We start from the raw sequence: 16924 nt of genomic DNA, 5'->3' as shown, positions 1-16924 counted from the left end.
GAAGTTGTCGAAACCCAGGCTACATGCGGCCTGCAGATAATTATTGAAGAGTTGGCCCACGCCTTGCTCCTGGAGTTCTGCCACCCCAGAAACCAAAGGCAGGCCCACAGACCCATGAGCAGTTCATCAACGATTTCCCAGGCCAGCGATACGTTCGCGGCCATGACTGACGATCATCGCCTGGCCGAGTTCATCCGGGAGCAGGCCTCGGCAATGCGGGTGGTCATCCAGGCGCGCAAGCGCCTGAGCGGCGGCGCCATCCAGGAGAACTGGCTGCTGGACCTGCTGATCGAAGGCGGCCCGTGGGCTGGCGACCGGCGTTGGGTGCTGCGCAGCGATGCGCTTTCCGCGCTACCCGCCAGCCTCGACCGCGCGCAGGAGTTCGCTGTGTTGCAGGTGGCGCATCAGGCAGGCGTGAAAGTGCCGCGGCCGCTTTGGCTATGTCGCGATACGCAGGTCAACGGGCGGGTGTTCTTCCTGATGGAGTATGTGCCGGGTGTTGCTGCCGGTCGGCGGCTCAGTTCAGCGGCGGGAGCCTTGGGCCAGGCCCGGCTCGCGGAGCAGCTCGGCGCCAACCTGGCGCGCCTGCATCAGATCCGTCCGCCGAGCGCGGCGCTGGCCTTCCTGCCCCTGCCCAAACGCTCGCCGGCCCTGGCTTGCGTCGATGCCTACCGTCGTTACCTCGACACCCTGGACGATGCCTATCCGGTATTGGAGTGGGGCCTGCGCTGGTGCGAGTTGCATGCACCACGCGAAAGCCGTCTGTGCCTGCTGCATCGCGACTACCGTACGGGCAACTACCTGGCCAGCGAGCAGGGACTCGAGGCGGTGCTGGACTGGGAGTTCACTGGCTGGGGCGACCCGTGCGAGGACCTGGGCTGGTTCACCGCCCGCTGCTGGCGTTTCACGCGCCCTGACCTGGAGGCCGGCGGCATCGGCCTGCTGGGGGACTTCCTGCGTGGCTACCACCAGGTATCGCCACTGTGGATCGAGCCCCCACAACTGCACTACTGGCAGGTCATGGCGACGCTGCGCTGGGCGGTGATCGCATTGCAGCAGGGGCAGCGCCACCTGTCAGGCGAAGAGCCTTCCCTTGAGCTGGCACTGACCGCGCGCATGCTGCCGGAGCTTGAACTCGACATCCTGAACATGACCGGAGCCGATGCGCCATGACTCAAACGCACGCCCATGAACTACTCGAAATCGCCCGTCAGACCTTGCTGGAGCAGGTGTTGCCTGTGCTGCCAGGCGAGCTGCGCTACCCGGCCTTGATGATCGCCAATGCCATGGCCATAGCGGCCCGCGAAAGCCGCCTGGGTGCCCATGCCGAGGACCAGGAACAGGCGCGTCTGGCCGCCTTGGTCGACGAGGCGCCCGCGGCCTTGCCCGACCTGCGCCGTCAGCTCGCCTGCGCCATTCGCCAGGGCAGCCATGATGCCGTGCAACCCCGTTGCACGCTGGTCGAGACATTGCGCCAGGTCACCCTCGCCCGATTGGCGATCAGCAACCCCAAGGCCTTGCCCTGAACGGCATTGACCACCCATTCCTCCGATAGACAAGAACACACAAGGACAGCCATGAACTTCACCCTCCCGGACGAACTGCTCGCCCTGCAGGCCAAGACCCGAGACTTCATCGCCGAACAGGTCATCCCGTTCGAGAACGACCCTCGTCAAGACAGCCATGGCCCCAGCGATGCCCTGCGCCAGGATTTGGTGGCCCGCGCCCGCGCCGCCGGCTTGCTGACGCCACACGCCAGCCGCGAAATGGGCGGCCTGGAACTGAGCCACGTGGCCAAGGCGATCGTCTTCGAAGAGGCCGGCTACTCGCCGCTGGGCCCGGTGGCGCTGAACATACATGCCCCGGACGAAGGCAACATCCATCTGATGGACGTGGTCGCCACCGAGGCGCAGAAAGACCGCTGGTTGCGCCCGCTGGTCCAGGGCCATGCCCGTTCCTGCTTCGCCATGACGGAGCCCGCGCCCGGCTCCGGCTCGGACCCCTCAATGCTGCGCACCACCGCCACCCACGATGGCGACGACTACCTGATCAATGGCCGCAAGTGGCTGATTACCGGGTCCGAAGGCGCCGACTTCGGCATCATCATGGCGCGCATGGAGGATGGCACGGCGACCATGTTCCTGACCGACATGAAGCGCGACGGCATCATCCATGAACGTCAGCTGGACTCGCTGGACAGCTGTTTTACCGGCGGTCACGGGCAGCTGCGTTTCGACAACCTGCGTATCCCGGCGAGCGATGTCCTCGGCGAGATCGGCAAGGGCTTCCGTTATGCCCAGGTGCGCCTGGCGCCCGCACGCTTGACTCATTGCATGCGCTGGCTCGGTGCCGCGCGCCGCGCCCACGACATCGCCTGCGAATATGCGCGCACCCGTGACGCCTTCGGCAAGCCGCTGGGCGAGCACCAGGGCGTTGGCTTCATGCTCGCCGACAACATGATGGACCTGCACGTGGTGCGACTGGCGGTCTGGCACTGCGCCTGGGTGCTCGACCAGGGCCGGCGCGCCAATGTCGATTCGAGCATGGCCAAGGTGATCAGCGCCGAGGCGCTTTGGCGGGTGGTCGATCGTTGCGTCCAGGTAATGGGTGGCCGCGGGGTGACCGGGGACACCGTGGTGGAGCGGATCTTCCGCGACATTCGTCCGTTCCGCATCTATGACGGTCCGAGCGAAGTGCACCGCATGAGCCTGGCGAAGAAGCTGCTCGACCAGCGCCTGGAGGTCCACTGATGCAGCCGAACCTTGTCCGACTGTTCGCCCTTGACGGGCGTCGCGCCCTGGTGACCGGGGCCTCCAGCGGCCTGGGCCGTCACTTCGCTATGACCCTGGCCGCTGCAGGCGCCGAGGTGGTGGTGACCTCCAGGCGCCAGGCGCCGCTGCGGGCGTTGGTGGAGGCCATCGAGGTGGCTGGAGGGCGGGCGCGGGCCTTTGCCCTCGATGTGACCAGCCGTGAGGACATCTGCCGGGTGCTCGATGCCGCCGGCCCGCTGGATGTCCTTGTCAACAATGCGGGGGTGAGCGACAGCCAGCCTTTGCTGGCCTGCGATGATCAAACCTGGGACCACGTGCTCGACACCAACCTCAAGGGCGCCTGGGCCGTGGCCCAGGAAAGCGCCCGGCGCATGGTGGTCGCGGGGAAGGGGGGCAGCTTGATTAATGTCACATCGATCCTCGCCTGCCGTGTGGCCGGTGCCGTCGGCCCTTACCTCGCGGCCAAGGCCGGCTTGGCCCACCTGACCCGCGCCATGGCGCTGGAGTTGGCGCGCCATGGCATCCGGGTGAATGCCCTAGCGCCCGGCTACGTGATGACTGATTTGAACGAGGCCTTCCTGGCCAGCGAGGCCGGTGACAAGTTGCGTTCGCGTATCCCCAGCCGACGCTTCAGCGTGCCGTCGGACCTGGACGGCGCCTTGCTGCTGCTCGCCAGCGATGCTGGGCGGGCGATGAGCGGCGCTGAGATCGTGGTCGATGGCGGCCATCTGTGCAGCAGCCTGTAACGCGCCCTGGCGCAATAACAACAAGAACAGGAGGTAGGTATGTGCGTGCAAAACCTGAGCAAAGTGTCGATGAGGTGTCTGCCATGATGGTTCCAACCCTCGAACACGAGCTTGCTCCCAACGAAGCCAACCATGTCCCGCTGTCCCCGCTGTCGTTCCTCAAGCGTGCCGCCCAGGTGTACCCGCAGCGCGATGCGGTGGTTTATGGCGCAAGGCGCTACAGCTACCGTCAATTGCATGAGCGCAGCCGCGCCCTGGCCAGTGCTTTGGAGCGGGTCGGTGTTCAGCCGGGCGAGCGGGTGGCGATATTGGCGCCGAACATCCCGGAAATGCTCGAGGCCCACTACGGCGTGCCCGGTGCCGGGGCGGTGCTGGTGTGCATCAACATCCGCCTGGAGGTGCGCAGCATTGCCTTCATCCTGCGTCACTGCGCGGCCAAGGTATTGATCTGCGATCGCGAGTTCGGTGCCGTGGCCAGTCAGGCGCTGGCCACGCTCGATGCGCCGCCTTTGCTGGTGGGCATCGACGATGATCAGGCCGAGCGCGCCGACCTGGCCCACGACCTGGACTACGAAGCGTTCCTTGCCCAGGGCGACCCCGCGCGACCCTTGAGCGCGCCACAGAACGAATGGCAGTCGATCGCCATCAACTACACCTCCGGCACCACGGGGGACCCCAAGGGCGTGGTTTTGCATCACCGCGGCGCCTACCTCAACGCCTGCGCCGGCGCGCTGATCTTCCAGTTGGGGCCGCGCAGCGTCTACCTGTGGACCTTGCCGATGTTCCACTGCAACGGCTGGAGCCATACCTGGGCGATGACGTTGTCCGGTGGCACCCATGTGTGTCTGCGCAAGGTCCAGCCTGATACGATCAACGCCGCCATCGCCGAGCATGCCGTGACCCACCTGAGCGCCGCCCCGGTGGTGATGTCGATGCTGATCCACGCCGAGCATGCCAGTGCCCCTCCGGTACCGGTATCGGTGATCACTGGCGGTGCTGCCCCGCCCAGTGCGGTCATCGCGGCGATGGAGGCGCGTGGCTTCAACATCACCCATGCCTATGGCATGACCGAAAGCTATGGCCCCAGCACATTGTGCCTGTGGCAGCCGGGGGTCGACGAGTTGCCGCTTGAGGCCCGGGCGCAGTTCATGAGCCGCCAGGGTGTCGCCCACCCGATGCTCGAGGAGGCCACGGTGCTGGATACCGATACCGGCCGCCCGGTTCCAGCCGATGGCCTTACGCTTGGCGAGCTGGTGGTGCGCGGCAACACCGTGATGAAAGGCTACCTGCACAACCCAGAGGCCACCCGGGCCGCATTGGCCAATGGCTGGCTGCACACGGGCGACCTGGCCGTGCTGCACCCGGACGGCTACGTGGAAATCAAGGACCGGGCCAAGGACATCATCATTTCCGGCGGCGAGAACATCAGTTCGCTGGAGATCGAAGAAGTGCTCTACCAGCACCCCGAGGTGGTCGAGGCCGCAGTGGTGGCGCGCCCGGATTCGCGCTGGGGCGAGACGCCCCATGCGTTCGTCTCTCTGCGCGCCGATGCGCGGACCACGGTCACGGAAGGCGACCTGATCCGCTGGTGCCGTGAACGCCTGGCGCATTTCAAGGCGCCGCGGCATGTGTCGCTCATGGAGCTGCCCAAGACCGCCACCGGCAAGATCCAGAAGTTCGTCCTGCGCGAGTGGGCCCGGCAACAGGAGGCGCAGACCGCCGACGCCGAGCATTGATCGAGCTGCAACAGCTGCACACCCCATAACAACAAGTACATTGGGCGAGGTGTTCCATGTCCAGCCTGTTATACGCGCGTGTTCGCGCCAGCGCCCGGTTCCAGCAACTGGTGACGCGCAGAAACCGTTTTACCCTGAGCCTGTTCGTAATGATCCTGGCCACATTCTATGGCTACATCGCATTGGTATCGTTCTGGCCCGAGCTGATCGCCACGCGCCTGGCCGAGGGGTCGAACATGACCTTCGGCGTCGCGGCCGGCGCTTTCCTGTTCGTGTTCTTCTGTGCGCTGTCGGCGTTCTATGTGTACCGGGCCAATGGCGAGTTCGACCGCCTGACGCAGGCGCTGGTTGCCGGACTGGAAGAGGAGCAGGGCGCATGAAGAAACCACTGCTTCTGGCTTTGTTGCTGCACTCCGGCCTGCTGTCGGCATCGCCTGCGCTCGACGCAGGCCAGCGTCAGCCGCTCAACCTGCATGCCATCGGTATGTTCATGGTGTTCGTGCTCTTCACCTTGTGCATCACTTGGTGGGCGGCGCGGCGCACTCGTTCGACGGCGGATTTCTACAGCGCCGGTGGCGGCATCCTGGGCTGGCAGAACGGCCTGGCGCTGGCCGGTGACTACATGTCCGCCTCGACGCTGCTGGGGATTACGGCGCTCATCTACACCTCCGGCATGGATGGCTACATCTACCTAATTGCCTTCTTCGCGGGCTGGCCGGTATTGCTGCTGTTGATGACCGAGCGGTTGCGCAACCTGGGTCGCTTCACCTTTGCCGACATCACCTCGTACCGCCTCGACCAGGGCAAGGTGCGCACCATGGCCGCCATCGGCTCGCTGACAGTGGTGTGTTTCTACCTGGTGGCGCAGATGGTCGGGGCCGGGCAGCTGATCAGGCTCCTGTTCGGCCTGGACTACCACATAGCCCTGGTGATCGTCGGCGCGCTGATGATGCTGTATGTCACCTTCGGCGGCATGGTAGCGACCACCTGGGTGCAGATCATCAAGGCGTTCCTGCTACTGGTAGGCGGTTCGCTGGTGCTGTTCCTGGCGCTGCGCGAGTTCGACTTCAGCTATGACACGCTGGTCACCCAGGCCATGGACACCCATGCCCTGGGCGAGCGCCTGCTGGCGCCCGGCAGCCTGCTGGCCGACCCATTGACCGCGCTGTCGCTGAGCCTGGGGCTTGTGTTCGGCACCGCCGGGCTGCCGCATATCCTGATGCGTTTTTTCACCGTCAGCGATGCCCGCGAGGCACGCAAGTCGGTGCTCTATGCCACCGGATTCATCGGCTATTTCTTCAATGTCATTTTCTTGCTGGGCCTGGCGTCGATCGTGATCGTCAGCCAGCAGCCGCAGTACTTCGAAGGCGGGCAGGTGGGTGGCAAGCTGCTGGGCGGGGGCAACATGGTGGTCATGCACCTGGCCCACGCGGTAGGCGGCAACCTGCTGCTGGGCTTTTTGTCTGCCGTGACCTTCGCCACCATCCTGGCCGTGGTGTCAGGCCTGGCGCTTGCGGGTGCCTCCGCCATCGCCCATGACCTGTATGCGCGGGTGATCATGAAGGGCGCGGCCAGCGAATCGCAGGAGTTGCGGGTGACCAAGCTGGCTACCCTCGGGCTTGGGTTGGTGGCGATAGCTCTGGGCATCGTGTTCGAAAACATCAACGTGGCCTTCATGGTCGCGTTGGCGTTTGGCATCGCTGCGTCGGCCAACTTCCCGGTGCTGTTCCTGTCGATGTTCTGGTCGGGGTTGACCACACGCGGCGCGTTGGCCGGCGGCTACGTGGGGTTGGTCAGCGCCATGGGCTTCGTGGTGTTTTCCAGGCTGGTGTGGGTGGATGTGTTGCACTTTGCCGAGCCGCTGTTCCCCTATACCCAGCCTGCGCTGTTCTCCATGCCGTTGGCGTTTGCAGCGGCGTATGGCGTTTCCCGGCTAGACCGGACTGCGCAAGCCAAGGCGGAAAGGGCGGTGTTCGCCGACCAGTTCATAAGGGGCCAGACCGGCCTTGACGCCAGCGGTGCAGTCGATCATTGAGTCACAAGTGGCCGCCGGCGGATGCTTGCCAGCGGCGCGGTGATACCTCGTTAGTACCCCCTGAAAATCTCCCCGATGCTGGTGATCGGCTGCCCCATATGCTGCGCCGCCGCTCGGTTGACGAGAGAAGGCCTGGGGGCAAGCAGGGCACTCAGGAAGACGGCCACCGTCAACACGGCCAGTAGAAAACCAAATCGGCGCATTTGATCCTCCAGCAATTTTTATTGTTGTTGTCTTCAGGTTCGATCCGAAAGGCCAGTATCACCAGGCTATTGCCCGGGCGTTTTGTCGTGGGCGAATAACTGGGTTATGGCTGCGATGTCCTGGTCGCCATGGCCCAGCTTGAACACATAGCCCCTCAACCTGCGACGGCCGGGTTGTCGACTGCATGCGATGAGCCTGCGTGCGGCACCTGTATCGATAAAGGTCGCACGGCAGGCCCATGCACTTACTGGCTCAGCGCTGCCGCGACCGATTCGCCGAAGGCCTGCAGGCCTTGTTCGAGCTGGTCGGTCGGGGTGTTCACCGGTGGCATCAGCTTGATGATTTCGCCGTTCGGGCCGCAGCGGTCGACCAGCACACCCGCCCGCAGCACAAGCTGCTGGGCATCCTTGGCTAACGCGACGTTGCCGCGGCCGAAGTCGATGCCGGCGATCATGCCGCGACAGCGCGCGGATGCGACGCCTGGAATTTCCGCGAAACCTGCGACTGCGTGCTCCATGGCCGTGCAGTTGGTGGCCAGCAACTTCAGGAACGACTCGTCGCGCCAGTAGCCGAGCGCGATCCGGGCCGTCAGGAACGCCAGTTGGTTACCGCGGAAGGTGCCGATATGATCGCCCGGTTGCCACACATCCAGCCCGGCACGAATCAACACGATCGCCATCGGCAGGCCGAAGCCGCCGATCGATTTGGCGCAGGTGATCAGGTCTGGAACCACCCCGGAGCGCTCGAAGCCGAAGAAGTCGCCGGTGCGGCCGCATCCGGCCTGGATCTCGTCGCAGATGAGCAGCACGCCGTGTTCGGTGGTCCACTTGCGCAAGCGTTGCAGCCATTCGTTGGAAGCCGGGTAGACGCCGGCCTGGATCTGCACGGACTCGACGATCACCGCCGCCGGCAGCTCCGAGCCGCTGCCCTGGTCGTTGGCCAGGCGCTCGAGGAAGCCAGTGCTGTCGAATTCGCCGTAGGGGCTGTCTTCGTACGGCACGAACACTACATCGGTCGAAAGCCCAGGGCCGCGGCGGGTGCGGTTACCAGTGACGGCGAGGGCGCCGGCGGTCATGCCATGGTAAGCCCCGTAGAACGATACGACCTTGGTACGCCCCGTCGCCTTGCGCGCCAGCTTCAATGCCGCCTCGACGGCGTCGGCACCGGTCGGGCCGGTGAACTGCACCTTGTAGTCCCAGCCGCGTGGCTTGAACAGGTCGCGCTCTATCGCCTCGAGGAACTGGCGTTTGGTGGTCGTGTGCAGGTCGAGGGCGTGGGTCACGCCGTTGGACGAGAGATACGCGATCAAGGCATCGCGCATGCGCGGGTCGTTGTGGCCATAGTTCAGGGCGCCGGCGCCGGCGAAGAAGTCCAGGTACTCGCGGCCGTCTTCGCCGCGGATCTTGCTGCCTTGGGCGGTATCGAACACCAGTGGCAGGTCACGGCAGTACATCCGCACATTGGACTCGAGCCTTTCGAACGTCTCGATGTTGTTCATGCAAACCTCTTGAAAAAATGATCTGGGCTATGGGGGGCGTGGGCGGTCAGTGCTTGACCATTACGTGGCGAACCACGGTGTAGTCTTCCAGCCCGTACATGGACAGGTCCTTGCCGTAGCCGGACAGCTTCACACCGCCATGGGGCATTTCGCTCACCAGCATGAAGTGGGTGTTGACCCAGGTGCAGCCGTATTGCAGGCGAGCGGCCAGGCGATGGGCGCGACCCACATCGGCGGTCCATACCGACGAGGCCAGGCCGTAGTCCGATTCATTGGCCCATGCCAGTGCCTGGGCTTCGTCTTCGAATGGCGAAACCGTCACCACCGGGCCGAAGATTTCACGGCACACCACCTCGTCCTCCTGCGTAGCGCCGGCCAGGACCGTCGGCTCGAAGAAGAAGCCGCCGCCCGCAGCGCGCTTGCCGCCGGTGACCACCTCAATGTGAGGCAGTTCCTTGGCACGGTTCACGAAGCCCTCGACACGCTCCAGGTGCTCTTGGGTGATCAGCGGGCCCATCTCGGTCGCCGGGTCATCCTGAAGCCCGCACTTGATGCTGGACACGGCTTCGCCGAGCTTGCGTACGAACTCCAGGTACACCGCCTTCTGCACATATAGGCGGCATGCGGCGGTGCAGTCCTGGCCGGCGTTGTAGAAGCCGAAGGCGCGGATGCCTTCGACGGCGGCGTCGATGTCGGCATCGTCGAAGATCAACACCGGTGCCTTGCCACCGAGCTCCATGTGCATGCGTTTGACGCTGTCGGCGGTGCCTTCGATGATGCGGCTGCCGGTGCGCACGGAGCCGGTCAGCGACACCATGCGTACCTGGGCGTGGCTGGTCAGCGGCTCACCCACCGAGGGGCCGCGACCGTGCACGATGTTGACCACACCGGCGGGGAAGATGTCGGCGAGCAACTCGCCCAGCTTCAAGGTGCTCATCGGCGTGTGTTCCGACGGCTTCAGCACGACGGTGTTGCCGCCGGCCAAGGCTGGGCCCAGTTTCCAGGCCGCCATCAGCAGGGGGTAGTTCCACGGCGCGATGGAGGCGACCACGCCCACCGGGTCGCGGCGGATCATTGAGGTGTGGCCCGGGATGTACTCACCCGCCGCCGAGCCCTGCAGGCAGCGCACGGCACCGGCAAAGAAGCGGAACACGTCGGACACGGCTGGCAGTTCGTCCTGCAGCACGGCGGTGAACGGCTTGCCGCAGTTGTCCGCCTCCAGGCGGGCGAACACCGGCGCCTGGGCGTCGATGCGGTCAGCGAGCCTGAGCAGCAGTGCTGCGCGGTCCTTGGGCGGCGTTTGCGACCAGGCGTCGAAGGCTGCATCGGCGCTTTGCACCGCGGCATGGACTTGGGCGCGACTGGCTTCGGTGGTCTGTACCAGGACACTGCCAAGGGACGGGTTGTACACGTCGAGGTTTTCGCCTTCGCCGGCCACCAGGGCACCGTTGATCAGGAGTTTGGTTTGCATGTCGATTCTCGCCATTGAACGGCAAGGCCAGGGCCTTGCCTTGTGGTTGTCGTCAGGGCATTCGATAGGAAGCTGGCCGCTACGCCAGCGCGTCGGGCACCGGGTTGCGGAAGAAACTGGTCCGGCAGGCGAGGTAAACCGCGCCCAGGGCGAGCCAGATACAGCCCATGATCAGTGCGTCTTTATCCAGGCTGGCCAGCATCCAGCCGGCCGTGACCAGGCCGATGAGTGGGAAGAGCACGCCGCGCAGCAGGCCAGCGCTGTCCTTGACCTGTGCGTCGAAGGTGAGCCGCAACGCGCAGAGGTTGACGGCGGTGAAGGCGAGAAACGCGCCGAAGTTGACCAGCGACGTCGCGGTGGCGATCGTCAGGCCAAAGCCCGCGGTGCCGAAAATGCCGCAGAGCAGGATATTGAAGACCGGGGTCTTGTAGCGAGGGTGCAAGGCCCCGAACAGCTTGCGCGGCAGTTGGTTGTCCCGGCCGAGGGCGTACAGCAGCCGGCCCACGCTGGCCTGGAACGACATGCCCGCGGCGAAGTGGGCGATGATGATCCCCGCCAGGACCAGCGCGAAGAACAGGTCGCCGCCGATCATGCGGGCGATCTCGAAGGCGGCCCCGTCCACGAACTCGAAGGTGGGGGAGGGGTGCGCCAGGTACATGAAGTACGAGGAGCCGACGTAGACCGAGCCGCCGATCAAGGCGACCAGCAGGATGGCACGCGGCAGCGTGCGACCCGGGTCGCGGGTTTCCTCGCTGAGCGTGGACAGCGCGTCAAAGCCCAGGAACGAGTACGCGGCAATGGCGGCGCCGGCCATGCTGGTGGCGAAGGGCACATCCTGGCTGAAGAACGGCTTGGCCGAAAGCAGCCCACCAGGGCCATTGGCAGCCACGATGTAATGCACGCACAGGCCGATGAACACCACGATGATCGCCAGTTGCGCGCCCATCAACAGCAGGTTGAAGCGGTTGGCGACCTGGATGCCCAGCACATTCAGCAGCGAGGTAGAGACGATGAAACCGGTAATCCACACCCACTCCGGCACATCTGGAAAGGCCATGTTGAGATAGCTGGCGCCAAGCAGCCAGATCAGCATCGGAATGAAGAAGTAATCGAGCAGTGCGGCCCAGCCCACCATGAAGCCGAGGTTGGCGCTGAGCATCTTGCGGGTATAGGTGTAGGCCGAACCGGCTACCGGGAACACCCTGACCAGCCGGCCATAGCTCAACGCCGTGAACACCACGCCCGTCGCTGCGATCAGGTAGGCCATCGCCGTGGTGTTGCCACTGGCCTGCGAGATCACGCCATAGGTGCCGAAGACGATCAACGGGGCAAGGAACGCCAGGCCGAACAACAGGACCGAAAACGGGCCCAGGGTGCGCTTCAGCGAAGCGCTGGGGGTTGATTCGCTCATGACTGACAGCCCTCACGCTACGAAGTGGTAAGCAGTGGCGACGATTTCACGGTAGGTTTCCACGGTCATCTCCTTCGCATTGCTGCCATCGGAGAAGTTCTTCTTCGACTTTTCAGCGATGGCCAGGAAGTCTTCCTCGCACACGCCTTTCACCTCGGCGAAGCGGGGGATGCCCAGGTCCTTGCTCATCTGGAACAGGTAGCCGACGGCGGCCTCGGCGGCCTCGCCCGGCGAGAGGTTGGGGTCGATGCCCAGTGCGTAGGCGACCTGCGCATGGCGAATGATGTCGGCATCGCGGTTATGGCCGAACACGAAGGGCAGGAAGATCGCGTTGCCCACGCCGTGTGGCGTGTCGTACATGCCACCGATGGCTTCGGAAATGCAGTGCACGCTACCTACGTCCGCATTACCGAAGGCCATGCCGGCGATCAGGCTGGCCGCCAGCATCTGCTCGCGGGCGTGCAGGTTGCCGGGTTCCAGCACGGCGGGCTTCAGGTGTTGGCTGATCAGGCGGATGGCATGCAGCGCCAGGCCGTCGCTGATGGGGTTCGACACGCGGCAGGTGTAGGCTTCGATGGCGTGGGTCAGGGCATCCATGCCGGTTGCGGCGGCAATCGACGCGGGCAGCGTGTCGAGGATATGAGAGTCAAGCAAGGCCAGGACTGGCCCGAGTCGGTAATCATGCACGCTCATCTTGTAATGACGGGCGGTGTCGGTGATCACCGAGAAGCAGGTTACTTCGCTGCCGGTGCCAGCCGTGGTCGGAATGGCAACGATAGGCGGGATGGCATGGGTGAGCGTGAACGACCCTTCGTAGTCCTCGATCCGTCCCTCATGGCTGAGCAGCACGCTGATGGCCTTGGCTGCATCCATGGCACTGCCCCCGCCTACGGCTAACAAGCCATCGATACCTTTGCCGCGATATCGCTGCGCGATCTGATTGACGTCCTCGCTGCGCGGATTGGCCTTGATGTCCGACACTTCCTCGAAGGCGATGCCTGCCTTCTCCAGGCTGGCGTAGACGCTGTCCAGCAGGCCCGCCGCCTTGACCCCAGGATCGGTCACGATGAGCACGCGGGCCAGGCCAAGTGAGTGCAGGTGTTCACCGGTGCGCTCGCGCAGACCAGGTTCCATCACGATTTTGCTGGGGAGTAAAAACTTGAAGTCCATACGTACCTCTTGCTCAATTGTTGTCATTGTTGAAAGGGCAGTAGAGGAGCACCTGCGCCAGGCCGTGGATAACAGCTCAAGCGGGTGATGTGTGGCCTGGCATTTCGCGCAAGCCAGCATTTTGTTGTTCTTGGTTTTGCTTGAACCTGGGCGAAGGCCTCCTTCGGGGGTAAAAAGAGGGGCGGCCAAGCTGCACGCCCTTGGAAGGGTGATCGTGCTACAGCATGTGTCCTGCCAGCAGGGACAGCAGCGTGCCGGACAGGCAAGGTGGGAAGTCGTGCCCCATCCCTGGCAGCAGCACCAGGCTGGAACCACGGATAGCTGCTGCCGTGGCGTACCCGCCGCTGGTCGCGACCATGAGATCTTCATCGCCATGGATGACCAGGGTGCGGCAATGAACCCGTTGCAGTTCCTGGGTGCGGTCGCCGGAATTGATGATCGCGCCGATCTGCCTGGCCGTGCCGATGTTGCTGGCCTCGCCACCGCCTCGCTCCCAGGCCAACAGGGCATAGTCACGGAAGGCGGGCTCATTCCATTCCAGGGTCGAGCCGATCAGGCGCATGATGTCCAGGTAGTCGCGAACGCTTTCCTGCTCGCTGCGCGGCGGGCGGCGCAGCAACTGCCGAATGGATTTCAACGCCGGCTGGCCGACGCGCAGCGATCCGGTGGTCGAGAAGATCGAGGTGAGCGTCCTGATACGCTCGGGGTAACGGGCAGCGAGGATCTGGGCGATCATGCCGCCCATCGACATGCCCACCACGTGCGCCGTTGCCAGGTTCAGGCCGTTCATGAGCCCGATCACGTCATTGGCCATGTCACCCAGGTCATAGCCGGGGGTGCGCTTGCGCAAGAACTGCTGCATGGCCGTGGGAGGCACTACGTCGGTGAAGAACGACCGGCCCGAGTCGCGGTTGTCCAGCGTGATGACGCGAAACCCCCGCTCAACCAGGCCGGCGATGATCGGTTGCGGCCAGTAGGTCAATTGCAGCCCCAGGCCGACGATGAGAATGACCGCAGGCGCCGTTTCGAGCCCGTGGCTGCGATAGCAAATAGGGCGCTTGCCAGGCAGTTCGCAGAAGCGGTCGGGGCTCATCCGCGGCCACCCTGTTGTTGCAGCTCGACGTTCGCGCACCGGGGCGTGCTGGGTACGGAGGAGAACGCTAGGCACTTGTCAGCCACAGCGCTGCGGCGCAGGAGTTTGGTATCGCGGAAGTAATCCATCGACATCACCCAGGGCTCGCTTGGCCCTTGGCGCGGAATGCTGTCCAAGGCGCGTTGCACATAACCGGCACCGAAATCCAGCAGAGGGCGGGTCTCGATCCCGTCTGGCGCCCGGGGTTCGCAAACGTTGTAGCCGTGTTTGTCCATGAAACCCAGCAAGCGACAGAAGTGATCGCACAGCAGGCACACTTTCAAGGTCCAGGAGGAGTTGGTGTAGCCCACCGCGAACGCGAAGTTGGGTACACCGGATAGCATGGTTCCTTTGTAGGCAAGAGTGTCGCTCAGCACCACTGGCTTATCGTCCTTGTACAGACTGATCCCCCCGAACATCTGCACATTCAGCCCCGTGGCGGTAATTACGATGTCAGCTTCCAACGCCTTGCCGGATTTCAGCAACAGACCGGATTCGGTGAACCGCTCGATATGGTCGGTGACAATGTCGGCCTTACCCGCGCTGATCGCCTTGAACAGATCGCCTTCAGGTACCGTGCACAAGCGCTGGTCCCAAGGGTTGTAGGGCGGATTGAAATGGACGTCGACCGGGTAGCCTTTCGGCAGCTCCTTGCGCGTCAGCCACAGCAGCAGTTTGCGGGAAAGCTTGGGGAAGCGCTGGCAGAAGGCCCAGAAGGCCAGGGTGATCCTGGCGTTCTTGTAGCGTGTCAGAGAGTAAGCGGTTTGCTCGGGCAGGATCTTGCGCAGAAACGCCGCAACCGCATCATTGGCTGGTTGGTTGATGATGTAGGAGGGCGTACGCTGCAGCATGGTGATGCTGGCGACTTTGTCCGCCATCGCCGGAATCAGGGTCACTGCCGTCGCGCCGCTGCCAATGACTACGACACGTCTGCCCGTGTAATCCAGGTTCTCTGGCCAGTGTTGCGGATGAACGATCTGCCCCTTGAACTGTTCGGCTCCCTCGAAGCGGGGGCTGAATCCTTGGTCGTACCTATAGTAGCCGCCCGCGCTGAACAGCCAGCGACATTCGATTGTGCGGGCCTGCCCCAGGTGACCGTCCTCCACCCGCACCGCCCACAAGCCCTTGTCCGTTTGCCAGTTCGCCGAGATGACTTTCTGCTTGTACTGGATCAAGGACTCCAGCTCATGCTCGTCGATCGCTTCACGCAGGTACTCGAGAATGTCTGCGGCGTCCGCCAATGATTTCGCCTTGGTCCAGGGCTTGAAGTCGAAGCCGAAGGTGTACAGGTCGGAGTCAGAGCGGATGCCGGGATAGCGGAACAGGTCCCAGGTGCCGCCCATTCGCTCACGAGACTCGAGAATCGTGAAGGTCTTGTGAGGCTGATGGCGTCGCAGATAGGCGGCCGCGCCGATGCCAGACACACCGGCTCCCATGATCAATATATCGAGTGGCTCAACCGGAAGAGCAGTGTGCGAGGACATAGGGCTTCCCATTATTGTGTTATAGGGGGTGATCTTTTGACTTGATCATTTGACCATGATGAGGCGACAGATTACCCGGGGGCAAGGTGCAAAATGCACCGTGAAGCAATTTTTTTGGGATGATTTGAACCTGGTGGGATTGGGGTAGGGGGTATTGCGCGTCGGGCGACTCCAGGTTTTGGCGTCGTTATGACAGGGCGGTATGTGGGTTTGGGTGGCAAGAGGCGACAGTCCGTTTGTCTGTCAGACCTATGGATACCGGATTGCCGTGTCACACCGGACCACGGCAATCTGAATGACGTCTCAGTAGCTGGCCACCAGCAGCTTAACCGCCTGGCAAGCCGTTTCTGTCTCAGCCTCCAGGCGTTCGAGGTTGCCGTGGGCGGTCCAGGAGAGAAGCAAACCATCGAAAAGGTTGATGAGCAGCCGACTGACTGTGGTGCGTGCGGCCTGATCCAGCGCATCGCCGGTCGCCTTCTGGATGGCCTGTTGGGTGGCTTCGATGGAAACGGTATAGATCTTCGCTGCCATTTCCGGGTCATTGCGCAGGTTCCAGAAGAACAGCTCGAACTGGGTTATGGCCCGTTCGGGGTGTGCGATGAACCACTTGACCAACTGGCGCAGCATTTCCCCTACCGATTCGGCGGGGAGAGCGTTTGCCGGAGCCTGCAGCGATTGCTGCGGCATGTTGATCAAGGACTCGTAGACCGCACAGAACAAGTCTTCCTTGGTGTGAAAAACGTAATGCAGCGAGGCCAGCGGCGAATCTGCCGCTGCCGCAATGCGCCGCGTCGTGGCGTTGGCTATGCCGTGTTCTGCGATCACCTTGATGGTCGCTTCAATGAAATCCTGTCTGCGTTCTTCCGCGCCTATCCGAGCCATTCAGCGTTCTCCCCTTTTGGCCTTGCGCCAACCGCCGGGTCCGGCGTCGGCGGTGACGAATGCTATCGCAAAGTCCTGGCCCAATCCATGAGATGAGTCGATGCAACCCTTTCCGTCTGCGGTCTTGCCGTCGGTATGTGGCCATTGCCCAGAGGCAGATGCTGACTGCCGTACTTCACCGAGGCCGGGGCAGTAGCGAAGTGGTAAAAAAACCAGATCAAATGACTTGATCAAATGACTATATTCAATGATCATGGCAATGCCGAGCAGATCATTACGGGCTTCGGCAGCGGCATAAGAGGTTGCTGTGGTGGTTGCGCCGGTGGAACGAGGCGGTTGCCCGGGCTCGCTGGATAGAACAATGAAAAACCGGACAGGTAGAAG

General features: G+C 63.5%; 14 protein-coding genes. 7 read left to right on the top strand and 7 right to left on the bottom strand.

Features of this window, described 5'->3' with window-relative positions; genetic code table 11:
- Window positions 1-114: 114 nt before the first annotated feature.
- The 7 genes from QME24_RS05695 to QME24_RS05665 all read left to right on the top strand — a co-directional run bounded on the left by QME24_RS05695 (window position 115) and on the right by QME24_RS05665 (window position 7288).
- The gene (locus QME24_RS05695; RefSeq protein WP_054905282.1) at window positions 115-1173 is read left to right on the top strand and encodes a phosphotransferase family protein; all 1059 of its coding nucleotides are present in this window, start codon (window positions 115-117) and stop codon (window positions 1171-1173) included.
- Window positions 1170-1526 (top strand): DUF6285 domain-containing protein, encoded by a 357-nt coding sequence (locus QME24_RS05690; protein ID WP_054905281.1) that lies wholly within the window; start codon window positions 1170-1172, stop codon window positions 1524-1526. The genes QME24_RS05695 and QME24_RS05690 overlap by 4 nt, the downstream gene beginning before the upstream one ends.
- Window positions 1527-1577: 51 nt before the next feature.
- Window positions 1578-2750 carry an acyl-CoA dehydrogenase family protein gene (locus tag QME24_RS05685; RefSeq protein ID WP_054905280.1) on the top strand — a complete coding sequence of 391 codons (1173 nt, stop codon included), beginning with the start codon at window positions 1578-1580 and terminating at the stop codon, window positions 2748-2750.
- Complete coding sequence (locus QME24_RS05680; protein ID WP_192440023.1) at window positions 2750-3517, top strand: SDR family oxidoreductase; 768 nt, start codon at window positions 2750-2752, stop codon at window positions 3515-3517. The genes QME24_RS05685 and QME24_RS05680 overlap by 1 nt, the downstream gene beginning before the upstream one ends.
- An 83-nt stretch (window positions 3518-3600) precedes the next feature.
- Complete coding sequence (locus tag QME24_RS05675) at window positions 3601-5253, top strand: acyl-CoA synthetase (protein ID WP_182336689.1); 1653 nt, start codon at window positions 3601-3603, stop codon at window positions 5251-5253.
- A gap of 56 nt (window positions 5254-5309) precedes the next feature.
- Window positions 5310-5633: a DUF485 domain-containing protein gene (locus tag QME24_RS05670; protein WP_054905278.1), complete on the top strand. Its 324-nt coding sequence runs from the start codon at window positions 5310-5312 to the stop codon at window positions 5631-5633.
- On the top strand, window positions 5630-7288 hold the full coding sequence (locus tag QME24_RS05665) for a cation acetate symporter (RefSeq protein ID WP_280091178.1): 1659 nt from the start codon (window positions 5630-5632) through the stop codon (window positions 7286-7288). Before QME24_RS05670 ends, QME24_RS05665 begins: the two co-directional genes overlap by 4 nt.
- Before the next feature lie 448 nt (window positions 7289-7736).
- Here QME24_RS05665 and QME24_RS05660 read toward each other — a convergent pair whose 3' ends face one another.
- From QME24_RS05660 to QME24_RS05630, 7 genes are all read right to left on the bottom strand, one after another.
- Window positions 7737-8990: an aspartate aminotransferase family protein gene (locus QME24_RS05660; RefSeq protein WP_232892206.1), complete on the bottom strand. Its 1254-nt coding sequence runs from the start codon at window positions 8988-8990 to the stop codon at window positions 7737-7739.
- A gap of 46 nt (window positions 8991-9036) precedes the next feature.
- Window positions 9037-10461: a gamma-aminobutyraldehyde dehydrogenase gene (locus QME24_RS05655; protein ID WP_192440024.1), complete on the bottom strand. Its 1425-nt coding sequence runs from the start codon at window positions 10459-10461 to the stop codon at window positions 9037-9039.
- Window positions 10462-10540: 79 nt separating this feature from the next.
- Window positions 10541-11872 (bottom strand): APC family permease, encoded by a 1332-nt coding sequence (locus QME24_RS05650; RefSeq protein ID WP_280091177.1) that lies wholly within the window; start codon window positions 11870-11872, stop codon window positions 10541-10543.
- Window positions 11873-11884: 12 nt separating this feature from the next.
- Window positions 11885-13042, bottom strand: a complete 1158-nt coding sequence (locus QME24_RS05645; protein WP_280091176.1) for an iron-containing alcohol dehydrogenase — start codon at window positions 13040-13042, stop codon at window positions 11885-11887.
- Between the two features lie 217 nt (window positions 13043-13259).
- Complete coding sequence (locus QME24_RS05640; protein WP_054905271.1) at window positions 13260-14135, bottom strand: alpha/beta hydrolase; 876 nt, start codon at window positions 14133-14135, stop codon at window positions 13260-13262.
- Window positions 14132-15658, bottom strand: coding sequence for an NAD(P)/FAD-dependent oxidoreductase (locus QME24_RS05635; protein ID WP_054905270.1), 1527 nt, complete (start codon window positions 15656-15658; stop codon window positions 14132-14134). Before QME24_RS05635 ends, QME24_RS05640 begins: the two co-directional genes overlap by 4 nt.
- Window positions 15659-15961: 303 nt before the next feature.
- A complete protein-coding gene (locus QME24_RS05630; protein ID WP_054905269.1) occupies window positions 15962-16540 on the bottom strand; it encodes a TetR/AcrR family transcriptional regulator in 579 nt (192 codons plus the stop codon).
- Window positions 16541-16924: the final 384 nt, after the last annotated feature.

Origin of the sequence: Pseudomonas sp. PARCl1 (genome assembly GCF_947311875.1) — a bacterium.
GTDB lineage: Bacteria > Pseudomonadota > Gammaproteobacteria > Pseudomonadales > Pseudomonadaceae > Aquipseudomonas > Aquipseudomonas juntendi.
Note: the sequence above shows the minus strand (reverse complement) of the source record. Positions and strands in the feature narration are given on the sequence as shown.

Bases quoted from the DNA above. Each gene is read 5' to 3' on its own strand.
- QME24_RS05695 (WP_054905282.1), top strand. From the start codon at position 115: ATGAGCAGTTCATCAACGATTTCCCAGGCCAGCGATACGTTCGCGGCC.
- QME24_RS05690 (WP_054905281.1), top strand. From the start codon at position 1,170: ATGACTCAAACGCACGCCCATGAACTACTCGAAATCGCCCGTCAGACC.
- QME24_RS05685 (WP_054905280.1), top strand. From the start codon at position 1,578: ATGAACTTCACCCTCCCGGACGAACTGCTCGCCCTGCAGGCCAAGACC.
- QME24_RS05680 (WP_192440023.1), top strand. From the start codon at position 2,750: ATGCAGCCGAACCTTGTCCGACTGTTCGCCCTTGACGGGCGTCGCGCC.
- QME24_RS05675 (WP_182336689.1), top strand. From the start codon at position 3,601: ATGATGGTTCCAACCCTCGAACACGAGCTTGCTCCCAACGAAGCCAAC.
- QME24_RS05670 (WP_054905278.1), top strand. From the start codon at position 5,310: ATGTCCAGCCTGTTATACGCGCGTGTTCGCGCCAGCGCCCGGTTCCAG.
- QME24_RS05665 (WP_280091178.1), top strand. From the start codon at position 5,630: ATGAAGAAACCACTGCTTCTGGCTTTGTTGCTGCACTCCGGCCTGCTG.
- QME24_RS05660 (WP_232892206.1), bottom strand. From the start codon at position 8,990: ATGAACAACATCGAGACGTTCGAAAGGCTCGAGTCCAATGTGCGGATG.
- QME24_RS05655 (WP_192440024.1), bottom strand. From the start codon at position 10,461: ATGCAAACCAAACTCCTGATCAACGGTGCCCTGGTGGCCGGCGAAGGC.
- QME24_RS05650 (WP_280091177.1), bottom strand. From the start codon at position 11,872: ATGAGCGAATCAACCCCCAGCGCTTCGCTGAAGCGCACCCTGGGCCCG.
- QME24_RS05645 (WP_280091176.1), bottom strand. From the start codon at position 13,042: ATGGACTTCAAGTTTTTACTCCCCAGCAAAATCGTGATGGAACCTGGT.
- QME24_RS05640 (WP_054905271.1), bottom strand. From the start codon at position 14,135: ATGAGCCCCGACCGCTTCTGCGAACTGCCTGGCAAGCGCCCTATTTGC.
- QME24_RS05635 (WP_054905270.1), bottom strand. From the start codon at position 15,658: ATGTCCTCGCACACTGCTCTTCCGGTTGAGCCACTCGATATATTGATC.
- QME24_RS05630 (WP_054905269.1), bottom strand. From the start codon at position 16,540: ATGGCTCGGATAGGCGCGGAAGAACGCAGACAGGATTTCATTGAAGCG.